The following is an 18,364-nucleotide window of genomic DNA, read 5'->3' on the forward strand; positions in this document are numbered from 1 at the left end:
ACCGGCTTTGACGGCCGCACACAGCGTTATCACCACGACCTGACCGGCAAACTTATCCGCAGCGAGGATGAGGGGCTGGTCACCCACTGGCACTATGACGAAGCAGACCGCCTCACTCACCGCACCGTGAAGGGTGAACCGGCAGAGCAGTGGCAGTACGACGAACGCGGCTGGCTGACAGGCATCAGCCATCTCAGCGAAGGCCACCGGGTGACGGTGCATTACGGGTATGATGAGAAAGGCCGCCTGACCGGTGAGCGCCAGACGGTGCATCATCCGGAGACGGAAGCACTGCTCTGGCAGCATGAAACCAGACACGCTTACAACGCGCAGGGACTGGCGAACCGCTGTATACCGGACAGCCTGCCCGCCGTGGAATGGCTGACCTACGGCAGCGGCTGGCTGTCAGGCATGAAACTCGGCGACACACCGCTGGTGGAGTACACCCGCGACCGCCTGCACCGGGAAACGCTGCGCAGCTTCGGCCGTTATGAACTCACCACCGCTTACACCTCTGCCGGGCAGTTACAGAGCCAGCACCTGAACAGCCTGCAGTATGACCGCGATTACACCTGGAACGACAACGGCGAACTCATCCGCATCAGCAGCCCGCGCCAGACCCGGAGTTACAGCTACAGCGACACCGGCAGGCTGACCGGCGTCCACACCACGGCAGCGAACCTGGATATCCGCATCCCGTATGCCACGGACCCGGCAGGCAACCGCCTGCCCGACCCGGAGCTGCACCCGGACAGCACCCTCAGCATGTGGCCGGATAACCGTATCGCCCGTGACGCGCACTATCTTTACCGGTATGACCGTCACGGCAGGCTGACAGAGAAAACCGACCTCATCCCGGAAGGGGTTATCCGCACGGATGATGAGCGGACTCACCGGTATCATTACGACAGCCGGCACCGGCTGGTGCACTACACGCGGACACAATATGCAGAGCCGCTGGTCGAAAGTCGCTATCTTTACGACCCGCTGGGCCGCAGGGTGGCAAAACGGGTATGGCGGCGTGAACGGGACCTGACGGGCTGGATGTCGCTGTCACGGAAACCGGAAGTGACCTGGTACGGCTGGGACGGCGACCGGCTGACCACAATACAGAACGACAGAACCCGCATCCAGACGGTTTATCAGCCGGGGAGCTTCACGCCACTCATCAGAGTTGAAACCGCCACCGGTGAGCTGGCGAAAACGCAGCGCCGCAGCCTGGCGGATGCCCTTCAGCAGTCCGGCGGCGAAGACGGTGGCAGTGTGGTGTTCCCGCCGGTGCTGGTGCAGATGCTCGACCGGCTGGAAAGTGAAATCCTTACTGACCGGGTGAGCGAGGAAAGCCGCCGCTGGCTGGCATCGTGCGGCCTGACGGTGGAGCAGATGCAAAACCAGATGGACCCGGTGTACACGCCGGCGCGAAAAATCCACCTGTACCACTGCGACCATCGCGGCCTGCCGCTGGCGCTTGTCAGCACGGAAGGGACAACAGCGTGGTACGCAGAATACGATGAATGGGGTAACCAGCTGAATGAAGAGAACCCGCATCAGCTGCAGCAGCTCATCCGCCTGCCGGGTCAGCAGTATGATGAGGAGTCCGGCCTGTATTACAACCGCCACCGCTATTATGACCCGCTGAAGGGGCGGTATATCACTCAGGATCCGATTGGACTGAAGGGGGGATGGAATTTTTATCAGTATCCGTTAAATCCGATCTCAGAGATAGACCCACAAGGGTTAAATCCGTTAATTCTTAGTGTTGTAGCACTGATGAGTTGCGGTTTGTTTTCATCAGGTGGTGTTATCCAAAGTGGGCAACAACGCAGAGATCAATATGGCCGTAAAGTTAATCCAGAAGCCGACAAATTAACAGATGAACATAAGTCAGGTGTAAATCCTGGTGGTAACTGTAGTCCCCAGAACCTGAGTGACTTACAAAATGAAAAAAACAGATTATGTAACCAGTCTAGAGCTTGCGCTCCTCAGATGCTGAGAAAAGAAATATTGAGACGGTACGAGATAAATTTGGCGTGCGCTTCGGTCAGAAAGCAGATTAATAATCAGTGCTTTGGTGGTGGAGATAAGGCCCATATGGAAGAAGAGAATAAAGCATATAAAACAGCAGCTGATTGCAGTGGCTTAATAAAATGAAAAAAATAATTTTCTCTAACGAGAGTGCAGTCTATGATGAACTTATGATTCATTTCCCATGCCAGCCATTACCTCATATTTCAAATGATATTACAGGGCTGGAGGAACTGGATATTGTATATAATTTTTTCCAAAAGAAACAATGGAATGAAATAGCCAACAATTTTAAAATAAAGGATGACTCTTATGCTTTAGAGTTAGGAATTACATTCCTCCCTGAGAAAGTATTCTGCTATTACATCCCTCTGTATATTTATGCCTCGTTGTTTAATAAGAATGATTTTTGGGTTTTTGAATCCGATTTTATTCAACAATATTTATGTCCTGAGTATCGGGATCACGATGATTTTTTGAATTTTGTTTTTAATTTTTCAGATATACAACTATCTATTATTGCACAGTTTATGTCTTATGAATCAGACGCTGGATTCTTTTATGCAAGTAAAGCTTGTATGGATTTTTGGGAAGATTATTCACCTCTATTACATAAGAAAATTTAATCGTAAAAGGTATAAATGGTTTAATAAAAAACTTGTCTACTCGTTGGAGTAGATGAAAAATAAGATGACGTTGGCATATAGATCACTGCGAATAATCCACCTCTACCACTGCGACTATCGCGGCCTGCCGCTGACGCTTATCAGCCCTGACGGGGCAACAGAATGGTGCGCAGAATATGATGAATGGGGCAACCTGCTGACTGAAGAGAACCCGCAGCACCTGCAGCAGCTTATCCGTCTGCCGGGGCAGCAGTATGATGAGGAGTCCGGCCTGTATTACAACCGCCACCGCTATTATGACCCGCTGCAGGGGCGGTATATCACTCAGGATCCGATTGGGCTGGAAGGCGGGTGGAATCAGTATGTATATGCTTCCATACATCCAACCTATTCTATTGATCCGCTGGGCTTAATTGATAAACCTGCTCCAGTATTCAATCGAGAACTAAATTCAGATGCGTATTATCTTGCCGTAAATAATTGCTATTCATATGCTCTAAATAGGTATGGAAATCCTGGGAGTAGGATTTTTGGCGGCGGAGGATTACAACCTGGAGAATTATCTGGAAAAGAGTTTTCTAAACTCACTTGTAGTAGTATTTTTGAAGCGTCAAAAAATGATGGTGCCAAGGACAGGGAAAGATCATCAGAAGTACACTTTTTGTACTAAATAATTCGCATTTTATGTTTAAAAATTGAGATATTCCTCATTACCTGAAGCTGTTTTTTATTGCTTATACATGATCAAATACTCCTTACATAATTAAGGAGAACAAAATGGAACTTAAAAAATTGATGGAACATATTTCTATTATCCCCGATTACAGACAAGCCTGGAAAGTGGAACATAAATTGTCGGATATTCTACTGTTGACTATTTGTGCCGTTATTTCTGGTGCAGAAGGCTGGGAAGATATAGAGGATTTTGGGGAAACACATCTCGATTTTTTGAAGCAATATGGTGATTTTGAAAATGGTATTCCTGTTCACGATACCATTGCCAGAGTTGTATCCTGTATCAGTCCTGCAAAATTTCACGAGTGCTTTATTAACTGGATGCGTGACTGCCATTCTTCAGATGATAAAGGCGTCATTGCAATTGATGGAAAAACGCTCCGGCACTCTTATGACTAGAGTCGCCGCAGGGGAGCGATTCATGTCATTAGTTCGTTCTCAACAATGCACAGTCTGGTCATCGGACAGATCAGGACGGATGAGAAATCCAATGAAATTACAGCTATCCCTGAACTTCTTAACATGTTGGATATTAAAGGAAAAATTATCACAACTGATGCGATGGGTTGCCAGAAAGATATCGCAGAGAAGATACAAAAACAGGGCGGTGATTATTTATTCGCTGTAAAAGGAAACCAGGGGCGGCTAAATAAAGCCTTTGAGGAAAAGTTTCCGCTGAAAGAATTAAATAATCCAGAGCATGGCAGTTACGCAATGAGTGAAAAGAGTCACGGCAGAGAAGAAATCCGTCTTCACATTGTTTGCGATGTCCCTGATGAACTTATTGATTTCACGTTTGAATGGAAAGGGCAGCCATGGACAGAAACTACCTGACGTCAGTCCTTGCGGGGAGCGGGCTTTCGTAATCTTGCCCTGCTACAACAGGATTAACTTCACAAATATCATTTCCCAACGTCTACACTTACTCCTGTAAACCGTTCAGGAGCAGTAATGAATCAGCAACGATTTGATGACAGCACCCTAATCCGTATCTTCGCCCTTCATGAGTTACATCGACTGAAAGAACATGGCTTAACGCGCGGGGCACTCAACGATTATCACAGCCGCTATAAACTCGTCTTTCTGGCCCATTCCCAGCCCGAGTACCGCAAACTTGGCCCGTTTGTGGCTGATATTCACCAGTGGCAAAATCTGGATGACTATTACAACCAGTACCGCCAACGCGTAATTGTTTTGCTTTCTCACCCTGCCAACCGGCGTGATCATACTAACGTTTTGATGCACGTTCAGGGATATTTTCGCCCACATATTGATTCCACAGAACGCCAGCAGCTGGCGGCGCTTATCGACAGTTATCGCCGTGGCGAGCAACCGCTTCTTGCGCCGCTGATGCGTATCAAACACTATATGGCGTTTTATCCTGACGCCTGGCTTTCAGAGCAGCGTTATTTCGAACTTTGGCCGCGTGTGATTAACTTGCGCCATGCAGGAGTTTTATGACTACCCATCTGGTCTGGTTTCGCCAGGATTTACGTCTGCACGATAATTTCGCACTGGCTGCCGCTTGCCGCTATTCGTCTGCACGCGTGCTGGCGTTGTATATCGCTACACCACGCCAGTGGGCGGCGCATAATATGTCGCCGCGTCAGGCTGAATTTATCAATGCACAACTGAACGGGCTACAAATCGCGCTGGCGGAAAAAGGCATTCCTTTGCTGTTTCATGAAGTGGATGACTTTGCCGCCAGCGTCGAAATAGTTGAACAGGTGTGCGCGGAAAATCGTGTTACCCATCTGTTTTATAACTATCAGTATGAGGTGAATGAGCGGGCGCGGGATGTGCAGGTTGAGAGAACGCTGCGTAACGTGGTGTGTGAAGGATTTGATGACAGCGTGATCCTGCCGCCTGGCGCGGTGATGACTGGCAATCATGAGATGTACAAAGTCTTTACGCCTTTTCAAAATGCCTGGCTGAAACGGCTGCGAGAAGGGATGCCGGAGTGCGTCGCTGCGCCAAAAGTACGTAGTAGCGGAATGATAGAACCCGCGCCATCCATTACGCTGAATTATCCTCGTCAGCCTTTCGATACTGCGCATTTCCCGGTGGAAGAAAAAGCGGCGATTGCGCAATTACGCCAGTTTTGCCAGAACGGTGCCGGAGAGTATGAGCAACAAAGAGATTTTCCGGCTGTTGAAGGTACCAGCCGTTTGTCCGCCAGCCTGGCAACGGGCGGGTTATCGCCTCGCCAGTGTCTGCATCGCCTGTTGGCGGAACAGCCGCAGGCGCTGGACGGTGGGGCCGGTAGTGTCTGGCTTAGTGAGCTGATCTGGCGCGAGTTCTACCGTCATCTGATGACGTATTACCCCTCGTTGTGTAAACATTGTCCGTTTATTGCCTGGACGGATCGTGTGCAGTGGCAGAGCAATCCCGCACATTTACAGGCCTGGCAGGAAGGCAAAACGGGATACCCGATTGTCGATGCTGCCATGCGTCAGCTTAACAGCACTGGCTGGATGCATAACAGGCTACGGATGATTACAGCCAGTTTTCTGGTGAAAGATTTGTTGATCGACTGGCGCGAAGGCGAGCGATATTTCATGTCGCAGCTGATTGATGGTGATTTGGCAGCTAATAACGGTGGCTGGCAGTGGGCCGCTTCAACCGGAACCGATGCAGCGCCGTATTTTCGTATTTTTAACCCGACAACCCAGGGCGAGAAATTTGACCGCGAAGGCGAGTTTATCCGCCAGTGGCTACCGGAACTGCGCGATGTGCCAGGGAAAGTGGTGCATGAGCCGTGGAAGTGGGCGCAGAAAGCAGGTGTGACGCTGGATTATCCGCAACCGATAGTTGATCACAAAGAGGCAAGGCTGCGAACGCTGGCAGCGTACGAAGAAGCGAGGAAAGGAGCCTGATAAAACGCAGCGAGCGTTTTATCAGGCATCGGTGCTGGCCTGTTAAGACTCCAGCGCCAGCGCGCGGTTTCTGAATTTCAGCGCCTGATACAGCCAAATCATCAACACCACTCCTACACACGCCAGTGCGCCCCAGGTAATTTGATCAAATACTTCAATATATGCATTGATGGAATAGTTGATCGCCCCGGAAGCATCAAACGAAGCCTGCGATGTCTGATCGGCAATCACGCCAGCCAGATAGTTCGCAATCGCGCCGGAAAGCAGCATATAAATGCCAGTTAATACGCCAGTCACGCCAGGGATTTCAATGCGCGTAATCTGCGACATAGCAACCGGGTCGATAAACAGTTCCGCAAAGCCCATCACCGCCAGGCCTAATACCATTAGTGGCAGAGAAGAGTGACCATACATTGCGGACCAGCGGGCGCTTAAGGTCAGAATGCAGAATCCGGCGCTCATCAGGCCAAGGCCAAGAGCAAATTTTCCCCAGATGCGCACGGTACGATTACCTGCGACGCTCTCTTTAACCACCCACGCCAGGAACACTCCGCACAGCATAACTGCGAAGGCATTAATCGACTGGAACATAGCAGTCGGAACGGTATAACCAAACATATCGCGGTTAACGAAGCGGTCGATATAAAGGCTAATCGAGCTGCCGCCCTGTTGTGCGAAGGCCCAGAACAACATGCTGAAGAAGGTGAGGGTAACAATCAGCCCCAGCTCCTTACGCTGTTTCTGGTTTTCTGCTTTGCGATAAATTTTTGCTAATACACCCAGGCCAATAATAGTCGCGACAATCAAGGCGTATACCGACCACTCTTTCCAGAACAGTACGGTGATCAGCGCAGGCGTTGCCACCAGCAGAACCAGCAGCCATCCCCAGTTCGGCAGGAGAAAGTTTGTCGCACGCAGTACTTTTTTGTTAACGCCGCGGGTATGAGTGAAATGACGATTGCCACATAAGAAAATGACCAGACCCGCGATCATGCCAACCGCCGCCAGGCCAAAGCCCATCGCCCAACTGTACTCTTCCTGGGCGTAGCCACAGGCGATAGGTGCGATAATAGACCCCACGTTACCCGCCGCATACATCAGCGAGAAACCGCCATCACGACGCGGATCGGTTGGCTCATACAGCTCGCCGAGTAGGCAACTGACGTTGGATTTAAACAGACCATAGCCACAAACGATAATCGCCAGGGACAGATAGAGGAATGACGGATGTATCTCACTGGCACCCAGCACCACATGACCGATCGCCATCAATAACGCCCCCAGCATCACCGCCAGGCGATTGCCGAGAACTTTATCCGCCAAAAAGCCACCGAGGATTGGCGTGACATACACCAGCGAACAGTAGGCGCTAAATAACTCGTAGGCGTGAGTATCGTTGTATTTTAGTTGATTGGTGAGATAGAGAATCAGCAGGGCACGCATGCCGTAAAAGCTAAAATATTCCCAGATTTGCAGCGCAACGACATAGTAAATAGCGCGCGGCTGTGATGCGTGTTTATTCATAATAATTCCACAATTGACTGCAACGTCACGTAATAGTTGCGCGGCGTGCTTGTGTTTCCTTAAAGTTAAAACTTTGATACAGATCTGATTATTTATGCAATATGCTGTCTGATTGCATAAATATACATTAGCTGAAGCGTGATGATATAAACAATTTGCGTCTTTTGGCGTCGGGTTTGTTTCTTAATATGTCAAAAGATTGGCTATCGACGAACAGGCGAGGTAACGCTATGTTAACGGTGTAGCTATCAGAATACGGAAGGCGCGAAGATGAAAAACACCGAACTGGAACAACTGATTAACGAAAAACTGAACAGCGCGGCGATTAGTGATTACGCGCCGAATGGTTTGCAGGTGGAAGGCAAAGAGACGGTGCAAAAAATTGTTACCGGTGTCACTGCCAGCCAGGCTTTGCTCGATGAGGCAGTGCGTCTGGGCGCGGATGCGGTCATTGTGCATCATGGCTACTTCTGGAAAGGCGAATCTCCGGTCATTCGCGGAATGAAGCGTAACCGTTTAAAAACGTTGCTGGCAAATGATATCAACCTGTATGGCTGGCATTTGCCGCTTGACGCACATCCTGAGCTGGGCAATAACGCACAGCTGGCGGCGTTACTGGGGATCACGGTCATGGGCGAAATTGAGCCGTTGGTGCCGTGGGGCGAACTGACCATGCCTGTGCCGGGACTGGAGCTGGCTTCCTGGATTGAAGCGCGTCTGGGACGTAAGCCGTTATGGTGTGGCGATACCGGACCTGAGGTGGTCCAGCGCGTTGCCTGGTGCACGGGCGGCGGGCAGAGTTTTATCGATAGCGCCGCGCGTTTTGGCGTGGATGCTTTTATTACTGGCGAAGTTTCTGAACAGACCATTCATTCAGCCCGCGAGCAGGGATTGCATTTTTATGCTGCGGGTCACCATGCCACTGAACGCGGTGGTATTCGCGCATTGAGCGAGTGGCTGAATGAAAATACCGATCTTGATGTGACCTTTATTGATATTCCTAATCCTGCATAACGAATAATCAGAGGGATCGAAAGTGCAACGAGCGCGTTGTTATCTGATAGGTGAAACGGCGGTAGTGCTGGAGCTGGAACCGCCGGTGACGCTGGCTAGCCAGAAACGGATCTGGCGACTGGCACAGCGTCTGGTGGATATGCCGAATGTGGTTGAAGCCATTCCCGGCATGAACAATATCACGGTGATTTTGCGTAATCCTGAGTCGCTGGCGCTGGATGCCATAGAGCGTTTGCAACGCTGGTGGGAGGAGAGTGAGGCGCTGGAGCCGGAGTCTCGCTTTATTGAAATTCCGGTGGTTTACGGTGGCGCAGCCGGACCGGATTTGGCGGTGGTCGCGGCGCATTGTGGATTGAGCGAAAAACAGGTTGTTGAATTGCACTCCTCCGTGGAATACGTGGTCTGGTTTTTAGGTTTTCAACCGGGCTTCCCGTATCTCGGGAGTTTGCCGGAACAACTACATACGCCACGGCGCGCTGAACCGCGCTTGCTCGTTCCGGCAGGTTCTGTCGGGATCGGCGGGCCGCAGACTGGTATTTATCCGCTGGCAACGCCGGGTGGCTGGCAGTTGATTGGTCATACCTCACTCAGCCTGTTTGATCCGGCGCGTGACGAACCCATCTTATTACGACCGGGAGACAGCGTGCGCTTTGTACCGCAGAAGGAGGGAGTATGCTGAAGATTATTCGTGCGGGCATGTACACCACTGTGCAGGATGGCGGTCGTCACGGTTTTCGCCAGTCGGGTATCAGCCACTGCGGCGCACTGGATATGCCCGCGTTACGCATTGCTAACCTACTGGTGGGTAATGACGCCAATGCCCCCGCGCTGGAGATCACGCTCGGTCAGTTAACGGTTGAGTTCGAAACTGATGGGTGGTTTGCTCTGACGGGGGCCGGTTGCGAAGCGCGGCTGGATGATAACGCCGTCTGGACCGGCTGGCGATTGCCGATGAAAGCAGGCCAGCGTTTAACGCTTAAACGCCCGCAGCACGGGATGCGCAGTTATCTGGCGGTCGCGGGTGGTATTGATGTTCCGCCGGTAATGGGGTCATGCAGTACCGATCTCAAAGTGGGGATTGGTGGGCTGGAAGGCCGTTTACTGAAGGATGGTGACCGACTCCCGATGGGTAAATCGAAGCGTGATTTTATGGAAGCGCAGGGCGTTAAACAGTTGCTGTGGGGCAACCGCATTCGCGCCTTGCCGGGGCCGGAATATCATGAGTTCGATCGCGCCTCGCAGGATGCATTCTGGCGTTCGCCCTGGCAGCTTAGTCCGCAAAGTAACCGCATGGGCTATCGCTTACAGGGGCAAATTTTAAAACGCACCACCGATCGCGAACTGTTATCTCACGGTTTGTTGCCGGGTGTGGTGCAAGTGCCGCATAACGGCCAGCCGATTGTATTGATGAACGACGCACAGACCACCGGTGGTTATCCGCGTATTGCCTGTATCATTGAGGCTGATATGTACCATCTGGCGCAAATTCCGCTCGGTCAGCCGATTCATTTTGTCCAGTGTTCACTGGAAGAGGCACTGAAAGCACGGCAAGATCAGCAACGTTATTTCGAACAATTAGCGTGGCGGCTGCACAATGAAAATTGACCTGAACGCCGATCTGGGCGAAGGCTGCGCCAGCGACGCAGAGCTATTAACGCTGGTTTCCTCTGCCAATATTGCTTGTGGATTTCATGCAGGCAATGCGCAAACCATGCAGGCTTGCGTGCGTGAAGCAATAAAAAATGGTGTCGCGATTGGCGCTCACCCGAGTTTTCCCGACAGGGAAAATTTTGGTCGCAGCGCCATGCAGCTGCCGCCAGAAACCGTTTACGCCCAGACGCTGTATCAAATTGGCGCGCTGGCAGCGATTACCCGTGCGCAAGGCGGCGTAATGTGTCATGTCAAACCGCACGGCATGTTATACAACCAGGCGGCGAAAGAGGCACAACTGGCAGACGCCATCGCCAGAGCGGTATACGCTTGCGATCCGGCATTGATTCTCGTCGGGCTGGCAGGAAGCGAGCTGATTCGTGCAGGCAAGCAATATGGCCTGACAACGCGCGAGGAAGTGTTTGCCGATCGCGGTTATCAGGCAGACGGTTCGCTGGTGCCGCGAAGCCAGCCAGGCGCGTTGATTGAAAACGAAGAACAGGCGCTGGAGCAAACGTTGGAGATGGTGCAACACGGCAGAGTCAAAAGCATCACCGGCGAATGGGCAACGGTCACGGCGCAAACGGTCTGCCTGCATGGAGATGGCGAGCACGCACTGGCGTTCGCCCGCCGACTACGCTCTACATTTGCCGAAAAGGGGATTGTTGTCGCAGCATAACCCCGCTTAATAAAGAATGAAAAAAGGATATCACCATGCCTGAAGGCCCGGAGATCCGCCGTGCAGCGGATAACCTGGAGGCGGCGATCAAAGGCAAACCACTAACTGATGTCTGGTTTGCCTTCCCGCAGTTAAAATCTTATCAATCACGACTTATCGGTCAACACGTTACCCATGTGGAAACGCGTGGTAAGGCGTTGTTAACTCATTTTTCCAACGACTTAACGCTCTACAGCCATAATCAGCTTTACGGCGTCTGGCGCGTGGTTGAAACCGGCGAAGAGCCGCAGACCACGCGAGTATTGCGGGTAAAACTGCAAACGGCTGACAAAACCATTCTGCTTTATAGCGCCTCGGATATTGAGATGTTGACCCCGGAACAACTGACCACGCATCCGTTTTTACAACGCGTTGGTCCAGATGTGCTGGATCCGAATCTGACGCCAGAGGTGGTAAAGGAACGATTATTGTCGCCGCGCTTTCGTAACCGTCAGTTTGCTGGATTACTGCTCGATCAGGCGTTTCTGGCAGGACTTGGCAATTATTTGCGGGTGGAGATCCTCTGGCAGGTGGGGTTAACCGGCAATCATAAAGCGAAAGATCTCAGTGCGGCGCAACTGGATGCACTCGCAGACGCGTTACTGGATATTCCTCGACTTTCTTACGCTACGCGGGGGCAGGTGGATGAGAATAAACATCATGGGGCGTTGTTTCGCTTTAAGGTTTTTCATCGTGATGGCGAACCGTGTGAACGCTGTGGCAGCATCATTGAGAAAACCACGCTGTCATCTCGCCCGTTTTACTGGTGTCCGGGCTGCCAGCACTAGGCCGACCGTTTCGGCGCATAGGTTGAAATAAACCGCGCAATGGCTGGCCCCGTCAGCAAAATACTGAACAGGCGCAGGGTTTGCATCGCCATAATGAGCGCCATATCGGCATTGCTCCCTGCGGCGATGACCGCCACGGTATCAAGCCCGCCGGGGCTGGTGGCGAGGTAGGCAGTCATAAAATCAATGTGCATAAATCGGGTCAGTCCCCACGCCATACCCGCACAAATAGCCAGCAGAGCAAAAATCGACAGCAGGATTTGCGGTAGCGGGCGCAATGCCCGCAGTAAGATTTGTTTATCGAAACCAAGACCAATCCGCCAGCCAATTGCCATATACGCCATCGCCAGCAGCCATTCCGGTAGTTCGATGGTGATGAGCTGACCAGACTGGAGCACTGCGCCCGCCAGCATCGGGATGAGCATCGTGCCGGAAGGAAGACGTAGCAAGCATCCCGCCGTACCGGCAACGACTGCGAGCAAAATCGTAAGCAGGAGATTAATGCTCACTGGCGGGAACCAGACGATCTGCTGGTTAACCGCTTCAGCGTTATCATCCAGCATCATGCGGGTGACCAGAACAGCGGCCCCCGCGACGAACAGCACTCGCAGATATTGCATAAACGCCACCAGGCGAATATCTGCGCCGTAATCTTGCGCCATAGCGACCATTGCCGCCGCGCCGCCAGGAGAAGAACCCCAGGCACCAGTATTTCCAGGCAATGAGCTATAGCGCACCAATAACCAACCCACGATGGCGCTGGAAAGCAGCGTTACCAGTAAAATTGCAAGCACGATCGGCCAGTTGACGGCCAGGGTGGTGAGAATCGAACCAGTGAGGTTTTGCGCAATCATGCAGCCAAGAATGGCCTGGGCGGCGAGAAAAGCGGAGCGGGGGAGTTGTAAAGTAATTCCGCGCATACTAAAGATGATCCCGGCGATCATCGGTCCAAGTAATAGCGCCGCCGGGAGATGTAATCCGAGGAAGCCAATAGAAAGGAGAAGTGAGAGCACACATAACATTCCCCACTGCAAAACTGGCATCCTTCGCTCCCTCATTATTTTTTCTTTGGTGTATCGATACAGCATAAAGAAAGCCGGGCCAGGAAAAAATAACAGCAATCAAGGAAAAGGGGAAAATCAGCAATTTTCTGAAAGAGAGGCCCTTTACTGACTGCAAAGGGCATCATGATAAATTAGTTATAGTTAATCTTAAAAAGCACCACTGTATCGAAGGGACCCGCTTCGATGGGGGTGCCGGGAATGGACGAAAGTTCAGCCGTATAGGTTTTTTCGTAGATCAGCATATCGCTGGTGAAATCAGCATATTCGCTGTATTTGTTGAAAGTATAGGGTGAAGAATTTTCATCCAGCAAACGTAGCTTCAGTCCATTACCAATCAGCAGTGCTTTATCCTCTTCAATCAATGTTTCTTCGGTATAAAACGAAGAGCTGACCTTAAATCCGTCGGTGCACTGGTCATTTTGTGATTTTGTCGTCTTAATACTGAATGTTTTCGACATTGTGTGGCGGCGAATATCCAGCAGGTTAAATTTACCAAAATCAATCACCTGTGTTTCTGGTGAAATAGAAAAATTGACGCTGCAATCCAGTACACGAATGTTTTCCAGACCAGTAATATGGTATTTCAGGTTTTGGGCGGTAGGGTCTTCGTTAACGCTACCGGCACCATCAAATTGCACGACGATGTAGTCGCTAAGCGTACTTTGATAATCATGCGGCGGTATTTCGCGAATCTTAACGTATAACCGCATACGAGCAAGAAAGGTTCGCGACATGTGAATATTAGCGGGGTCACCCGAGCATATTTTGTTCTGCCAGCCCATCGCGATAATCTGCTCAGGGGTATAAATGTTAATGTTCTTACTGTCGATACACTGGTTGGTGTCGATGCGGCTTTTCCCCAGACTGGCATCGTAATCGACACCATTGTATGTCACGCCGAGTTGATAATAACGATCCTGTACCCCCGGGTAGGGGTTTACCCATGCGTAGACATGTTCGCTTTCAAAGTTGCCGTTGGTATTGTTGTCACAATAGACGGGAATTTTAATATCGTCAGATTCCCAGATCTTATCGCCGGGTTTGGCATTACCTGGCACAGCAAAGGGTTGAATCGCTTCCGATTTTTCTACCGTTCCGCCGGAAGTACCAAAATAGCAGTTCAGCGCTAGCGCAGACTTCAATGGCAGAAATAACAGACAGATGACGAGCAACAATCCTTTGCCAGTACTCATTTCTTCGCCTCCACTGCTTGTAAACGGCAATGTCCGTTGCAATTGAGCGTCGTCATGCGTAACGCGCCGTAATCATCCATATAACCGAGATAAAACTGACTGCCGCTATAACTTCCGGTGTTTGTAATTACTGTACTAAAAGGCGCAACCATCACGGTTTTGAAGCCCGGGAGAACACCTTGCTCATTTCGTCCCAGGTAGGCGATTGTCAGGTAATAGCCGGTCGGGTTTTTTAAGTTAAGTTGATTGCCCTGCTGGCTGACCTGTAACTGCAGTTCGACCTTTTCTCCTGCTTTCTTGCGTAATGCAGCCGGTCGCCAGAATACCTTGATACGACTCTGAATGGCGACTTGCAGAACGGCATGGTCGCTATTTTTTTCCGGGGCGGGAGGAATTTCACGCATATTGTAGAAAAATAGCGTTTCGCGATCGCCAGGTAATTTTGTGGTCGAGGCTTGCTTTACTATCCGTACCTGCGTTGTTGCTTTCGGTTCCAGACGTTGTATCGGTGGCAGGGCAACCAGAAGATCATCGTTTTTCTCCCCTTTTTCATTTTCGAGCCAGGAATAAGCGAGGTAGGGGAGTTTATCGCTACGATTATCCACGCGCAGACTGGTAGCTTTATCATTAGCGTTAAACACAATACGAGTGCGATCGGGTTGTAGTGCAGCGTGGCTGCACAGACTGGCAACCAACAACAAAAGGGGTAGTCCTTTCATAAATGTCATTTTTCATTTCCTTAATTAATGACAAGGTAAAATCAGGCGATTTGCGGTGTCTTCCATATGTTCAGGAAGATGGATCGAGCAACGCTGGCTATCACCCCAGATCACGGTAAATTGTTGATTTTCAGCGACTCCACTTAACCAGGCGTGTCCTTCCTCGCCAACCATTCCCACGCTAATGCCGCTATCCTCCTGGCGGATATCCGCACCGAGGGGGGGGAGCTGACCGCTGGCGTTGCGAATGATGACGTTAACGTCTTTACCGGAACGGGAAGCCAGCGATTTGTAACCTATCGCGCCTTCAATCCACGTTTCTTTGATAACGTTATCTGCCACTGTTACGCCGTCGGGTAAATCATTCATGTTCACCGCCACGGTGGAAGGCTGGTAACTGGAAATCAACGGCACCACCGCAATGCCAAAATGGTTGGTGTAGTCGAGATTGCCCTGAACCGGAATATCTGCCACGCCATCGGTGCTGACCATCAGGCGTGGTTCATTGGTGGAGCTGCGACGATGGAACGTCGCACCATATTGGGTTGCTGTGAAAGAACCGCTCCAGCTGCTGCTGACGGAACTGTAATCATTGGCGGCATAGGTACCAGAAATATCCCACTCACCCGCTGAACTCAGGTGCTGATAGTTACCGCTCACCTGGGCTCCATTATCCGGACGGTCGGATTGCAGTCCGGTAGACATGCCCCAGCTATTACGTTCATCTAACGTATCATTCCACGACATGCGGTGCGTGGTGCTGTGACTACTGTTTTGCATGTCATAACCGACCCGCCCCCCATTACCGAAGGGGAGCGAAATCGACAGGTAAATCTGATTGTCGCGATCTTTATCTTCGTAATGGGTTGTATTGAATGATGTCGAGATCGAGATATCTCTCCAGTTACCAATATCAACATTAAAACCCGCCGTGATGTTGGCGGTCGTGGAGGCGTCTGCATTCCACCAGGTTTGATGCAGCAGGTTGGCGTAAAGATTGAGGTTTAGTGGGGTAATCGGTTGGCCCACGGATAAGCTGATCGTCTGTTTTTCGTCCTGCGCATCGTTGTCGTTGTATTTGTGATCCAGATAGTTGGCGTAGCTGTGAAAATGACGATCTGAGAAGCGATAAGCGGCGAGCGAAATCGTGCTGTTAGTGGCATCCACTTGTTTGCTGTAATTAAAGCGGTAACTTAAGCCCCGCTCGTCCTGCTGAGTATCAAACTGACTACTGGCCCAGGTGACATCAAACGACAATGCACCAAGCCAGAGCATATTTTGCCCGATACCCATTGCGGCTGAATGGTAGTCGTCACCCGAAATCAGCAGGCCGCCGTACAGTGAGGTATTTGACAGCATCCCCCAGGAAACTTCATTGCTAAAAAAGGTTTCATTTTCAGTTTGATGAGACATGGAGGGCCGTGGCTGACCCGCGGCCAATTTATAGCGAACCTGTCCCTGGCGAGTCAGGAAGGGAGTCGATGCTGCCGAAACCTAGAAATTGTTCACCCGACCATCTTCTTCCGTCACTTTGACATCCAACGTACCCTGGACGGACTGATTAAGGTCATCAATGATAAACGGACCTGGTGGGACTTTTTTCTGGTAAATAACTCGCCCTGAGTGACTCACGGTGACGGTGGCGTTGGTTTGTGCAATGCCGCTGATTTGTGGGGCGTAGCCGCGTAGCTCCCACGGTAACATCCGATCGTCACTTGCCAGTGCCGCGCCGGTATAAGAAAAGCCGTCGAAAATATTGGAACTGAAATCCGTTTCACCAAGGGTTAATTTTGAACCTAATTGCGGTAATGGACGAAAAAGATAGGTGCGTGATATTTCGCCTGACTGTTCATGGTTATCATCGCTATCGGTCTGATTCAATTGGTAATCACTGCGTAAACGCCATGCTCCCGCGTTAATTCCGGCTGTTCCATAGGCGTTCAGGTTAGTGCTGTTGCTACCATCCTGTGGGCGGTAGCTGCTGGCAAACAGGTTGTAGTCCATCAGGACGCCGGCGACACCTTCTTTCCATGTTGAGGGGGGAGTCCAGTTATCTGAGTGCCACGCCAGCCAGGCTTGTGGAATAGTGATATTCAGTTGCTGGCTAGCCTGATCAAAAATGAAGAGAATTTCAGGCCGGGAGCTAAAATCGACGCACTGGTTTAACCGTGGTAACGACTGACGAACTTCAGGTTTTAAACCAAATTTATCTACCAGTAAATCATTAATACACGGAATGGTTTGGTCACCGTTCTTTTTCCAGTCAATTTTTTGTCCATTACTGATTTGGTTGTTATTTACTGCAACGCTAACAAAATATTCACCGGGAGCAATGCCCCCTTTTTCCTTTAATAATGAAATATCAATGCGATCTCGCATCGATTTATCGAGGACATTCAGGTTGAATTCGACCGCCAATGCGGAAGGTATCGCCATGACCAGGCAGGATATAAAAGAGAGTCGATAAATATTCACGGTGTCCATACCTGATAAATATTTGAAGAAAGGCGGCGATGACGCCGCCAAAGTGATACTTATTTATAATCCAGTACGTAGGTCGCATTCGCCGTAACTGCGCCTGGTGTTACGGGCGTAGCCTGATCAATTTGTTCCATCCACGCAAAGAAATTTAACGTTTGTTCGCTGGAGGTTGGTGCCAGGTCGATATCTGGAGTAGCGGTGCCTAAAACGATATTGCTTTGATCTTTATTCATTAAACGCACGCCGACACCGGTCGCTTCACCCGTGCTGGTGTTGTTGAGAATCGGATCTGCGCCGGTGGTTTTCGCTGAGCTGTCAAAGGTGACTGCAACTTTAGAAATCTTGCCGCCGGAACCGTTGTTGGAGTTTTCCAGATCGCAGTTGACTAAGCGCAGGTCGACAGCAACGGCATCGCTGTGATGCGACTGATTAATGTGGCTGGTGGTCACCTGACCGAGTTCAACCTCTTTATCAATATCATCCTGATGTATTTCACACGGTGCTTCAATAACTTCACCTTTAAAGTGAATTTCACCGGATCCTTCATCAGCCGCATAAACAGGTGCAGTGAACAGCAGAGATACGGCCAGTGCGGCCAATGTTTTTTGTCCTTTAAACATAGCTGAGTCCTTTAAATAATGAGATAGAGTGTTGCGAGGCAAGAATATATTAACTGACAGTTGAATGTATTTGGTTTTATTTAACAATATTAAAAAGCTTGTTATAGAAAGAATGGAATAATTGAGTGCATAAATTTATTGTTTAATGAGATGAAAGATGGGGTGGGATGGATATGCATAATTTTCATTGGGTTAACAATGCTACCGGCAGGAAAGTATAAAAATAAACTTATCATTCTGCTCAGTATGTGACTTGTCACATTTTTTCATCTTATTAATGGGTATTTGCATCTGGTTTAATTTTTACAATTTATTATGTTCAGCCATATAA

14 protein-coding genes and 3 pseudogenes are annotated in these 18,364 nt (G+C 50.3%); 11 read left to right on the forward strand and 6 right to left on the reverse strand.

Annotated features, from left to right (window positions below):
- The 6 genes and pseudogenes from ACJHWK_RS18770 to phrB all read left to right on the forward strand — a co-directional run.
- Nucleotides 1-2,151 (forward strand): RHS repeat-associated core domain-containing protein (locus ACJHWK_RS18770; protein ID WP_210170585.1); only part of this gene is annotated, 2,151 nt, incomplete at its 5' end.
- Nucleotides 2,148-2,651: a hypothetical protein gene (locus ACJHWK_RS18775; protein WP_000720081.1), complete on the forward strand. Its 504-nt coding sequence runs from the start codon at nt 2,148-2,150 to the stop codon at nt 2,649-2,651. The genes ACJHWK_RS18770 and ACJHWK_RS18775, both read left to right, overlap by 4 nt.
- 85 nt (nt 2,652-2,736) lie before the next feature.
- Nucleotides 2,737-3,321, forward strand: a pseudogene (locus tag ACJHWK_RS18780) (RHS repeat-associated core domain-containing protein); the annotation flags it as partial.
- Nucleotides 3,322-3,428: 107 nt separating this feature from the next.
- Nucleotides 3,429-4,196, forward strand: a pseudogene (locus ACJHWK_RS18785) (ISAs1 family transposase); the annotation flags it as partial.
- A 141-nt stretch (nt 4,197-4,337) separates the two neighbouring features.
- Nucleotides 4,338-4,847: a YbgA family protein gene (locus ACJHWK_RS18790; protein ID WP_001522578.1), complete on the forward strand. Its 510-nt coding sequence runs from the start codon at nt 4,338-4,340 to the stop codon at nt 4,845-4,847.
- Nucleotides 4,844-6,262: a deoxyribodipyrimidine photo-lyase gene (gene phrB, locus ACJHWK_RS18795; RefSeq protein WP_021517020.1), complete on the forward strand. Its 1,419-nt coding sequence runs from the start codon at nt 4,844-4,846 to the stop codon at nt 6,260-6,262. The genes ACJHWK_RS18790 and phrB overlap by 4 nt, the downstream gene beginning before the upstream one ends.
- Before the next feature lie 42 nt (nt 6,263-6,304).
- Here phrB and dtpD read toward each other — a convergent pair whose 3' ends face one another.
- Nucleotides 6,305-7,786: a dipeptide permease DtpD gene (gene dtpD, locus ACJHWK_RS18800; protein WP_001522583.1), complete on the reverse strand. Its 1,482-nt coding sequence runs from the start codon at nt 7,784-7,786 to the stop codon at nt 6,305-6,307.
- A 270-nt stretch (nt 7,787-8,056) separates the two neighbouring features.
- Between dtpD and ybgI the strand changes: the two genes are divergently transcribed.
- The 5 genes from ybgI to nei are packed head-to-tail and all read left to right on the forward strand — an operon-like array spanning nt 8,057 to nt 11,956.
- The gene (gene ybgI, locus ACJHWK_RS18805; RefSeq protein WP_000798871.1) at nt 8,057-8,800 is read left to right on the forward strand and encodes a radiation resistance protein YbgI; all 744 of its coding nucleotides are present in this window, start codon (nt 8,057-8,059) and stop codon (nt 8,798-8,800) included.
- A gap of 22 nt (nt 8,801-8,822) precedes the next feature.
- Nucleotides 8,823-9,479, forward strand: a complete 657-nt coding sequence (gene pxpB / locus ACJHWK_RS18810) for a 5-oxoprolinase subunit PxpB (RefSeq protein ID WP_001522584.1) — start codon at nt 8,823-8,825, stop codon at nt 9,477-9,479.
- A complete protein-coding gene (gene pxpC / locus ACJHWK_RS18815) occupies nt 9,473-10,405 on the forward strand; it encodes a 5-oxoprolinase subunit PxpC (RefSeq protein ID WP_000912727.1) in 933 nt (310 codons plus the stop codon). The genes pxpB and pxpC overlap by 7 nt, the downstream gene beginning before the upstream one ends.
- Nucleotides 10,395-11,129: a 5-oxoprolinase subunit PxpA gene (gene pxpA / locus ACJHWK_RS18820; protein ID WP_001522585.1), complete on the forward strand. Its 735-nt coding sequence runs from the start codon at nt 10,395-10,397 to the stop codon at nt 11,127-11,129. The genes pxpC and pxpA overlap by 11 nt, the downstream gene beginning before the upstream one ends.
- Nucleotides 11,130-11,164: 35 nt before the next feature.
- Complete coding sequence (gene nei / locus ACJHWK_RS18825) at nt 11,165-11,956, forward strand: endonuclease VIII (protein WP_001114011.1); 792 nt, start codon at nt 11,165-11,167, stop codon at nt 11,954-11,956.
- Here the strand turns inward: nei and ACJHWK_RS18830 are convergent.
- The 5 genes and pseudogenes from ACJHWK_RS18830 to ACJHWK_RS18850 all read right to left on the reverse strand — a co-directional run bounded on the left by ACJHWK_RS18830 (nt 11,953) and on the right by ACJHWK_RS18850 (nt 18,033).
- Entirely contained in the window at nt 11,953-12,999 is a 1,047-nt protein-coding gene (locus ACJHWK_RS18830; RefSeq protein WP_001522586.1) for an AbrB family transcriptional regulator, read from the reverse strand. The genes nei and ACJHWK_RS18830 overlap by 4 nt on opposite strands.
- Before the next feature lie 152 nt (nt 13,000-13,151).
- Nucleotides 13,152-14,213, reverse strand: a complete 1,062-nt coding sequence (locus tag ACJHWK_RS18835; RefSeq protein WP_000103075.1) for a fimbrial protein — start codon at nt 14,211-14,213, stop codon at nt 13,152-13,154.
- Nucleotides 14,210-14,941, reverse strand: a complete 732-nt coding sequence (locus ACJHWK_RS18840) for a molecular chaperone (RefSeq protein WP_001522589.1) — start codon at nt 14,939-14,941, stop codon at nt 14,210-14,212. The genes ACJHWK_RS18835 and ACJHWK_RS18840 overlap by 4 nt, the downstream gene beginning before the upstream one ends.
- Before the next feature lie 15 nt (nt 14,942-14,956).
- Nucleotides 14,957-17,416 (reverse strand): annotated as a pseudogene (locus tag ACJHWK_RS18845) (fimbria/pilus outer membrane usher protein).
- Nucleotides 17,417-17,466: 50 nt separating this feature from the next.
- On the reverse strand, nt 17,467-18,033 hold the full coding sequence (locus ACJHWK_RS18850) for a fimbrial protein (RefSeq protein ID WP_000472419.1): 567 nt from the start codon (nt 18,031-18,033) through the stop codon (nt 17,467-17,469).
- Nucleotides 18,034-18,364: the final 331 nt, after the last annotated feature.

This window comes from Escherichia sp. WS547, from assembly GCF_046486065.1.
GTDB classification, from domain to species: domain Bacteria; phylum Pseudomonadota; class Gammaproteobacteria; order Enterobacterales; family Enterobacteriaceae; genus Escherichia; species Escherichia coli.

Excerpts from the sequence above, each read along its gene's own strand:
- pxpA (WP_001522585.1), top strand. The coding sequence starts at position 10,395 with ATGAAAATTGACCTGAACGCCGATCTGGGCGAAGGCTGCGCCAGCGAC.
- phrB (WP_021517020.1), top strand. The coding sequence starts at position 4,844 with ATGACTACCCATCTGGTCTGGTTTCGCCAGGATTTACGTCTGCACGAT.
- ACJHWK_RS18775 (WP_000720081.1), top strand. The coding sequence starts at position 2,148 with ATGAAAAAAATAATTTTCTCTAACGAGAGTGCAGTCTATGATGAACTT.
- ACJHWK_RS18790 (WP_001522578.1), top strand. The coding sequence starts at position 4,338 with ATGAATCAGCAACGATTTGATGACAGCACCCTAATCCGTATCTTCGCC.
- ACJHWK_RS18835 (WP_000103075.1), bottom strand. The coding sequence starts at position 14,213 with ATGAGTACTGGCAAAGGATTGTTGCTCGTCATCTGTCTGTTATTTCTG.
- pxpC (WP_000912727.1), top strand. The coding sequence starts at position 9,473 with ATGCTGAAGATTATTCGTGCGGGCATGTACACCACTGTGCAGGATGGC.
- ACJHWK_RS18830 (WP_001522586.1), bottom strand. The coding sequence starts at position 12,999 with ATGCCAGTTTTGCAGTGGGGAATGTTATGTGTGCTCTCACTTCTCCTT.
- ACJHWK_RS18850 (WP_000472419.1), bottom strand. The coding sequence starts at position 18,033 with ATGTTTAAAGGACAAAAAACATTGGCCGCACTGGCCGTATCTCTGCTG.
- dtpD (WP_001522583.1), bottom strand. The coding sequence starts at position 7,786 with ATGAATAAACACGCATCACAGCCGCGCGCTATTTACTATGTCGTTGCG.
- ybgI (WP_000798871.1), top strand. The coding sequence starts at position 8,057 with ATGAAAAACACCGAACTGGAACAACTGATTAACGAAAAACTGAACAGC.
- ACJHWK_RS18840 (WP_001522589.1), bottom strand. The coding sequence starts at position 14,941 with ATGACATTTATGAAAGGACTACCCCTTTTGTTGTTGGTTGCCAGTCTG.
- nei (WP_001114011.1), top strand. The coding sequence starts at position 11,165 with ATGCCTGAAGGCCCGGAGATCCGCCGTGCAGCGGATAACCTGGAGGCG.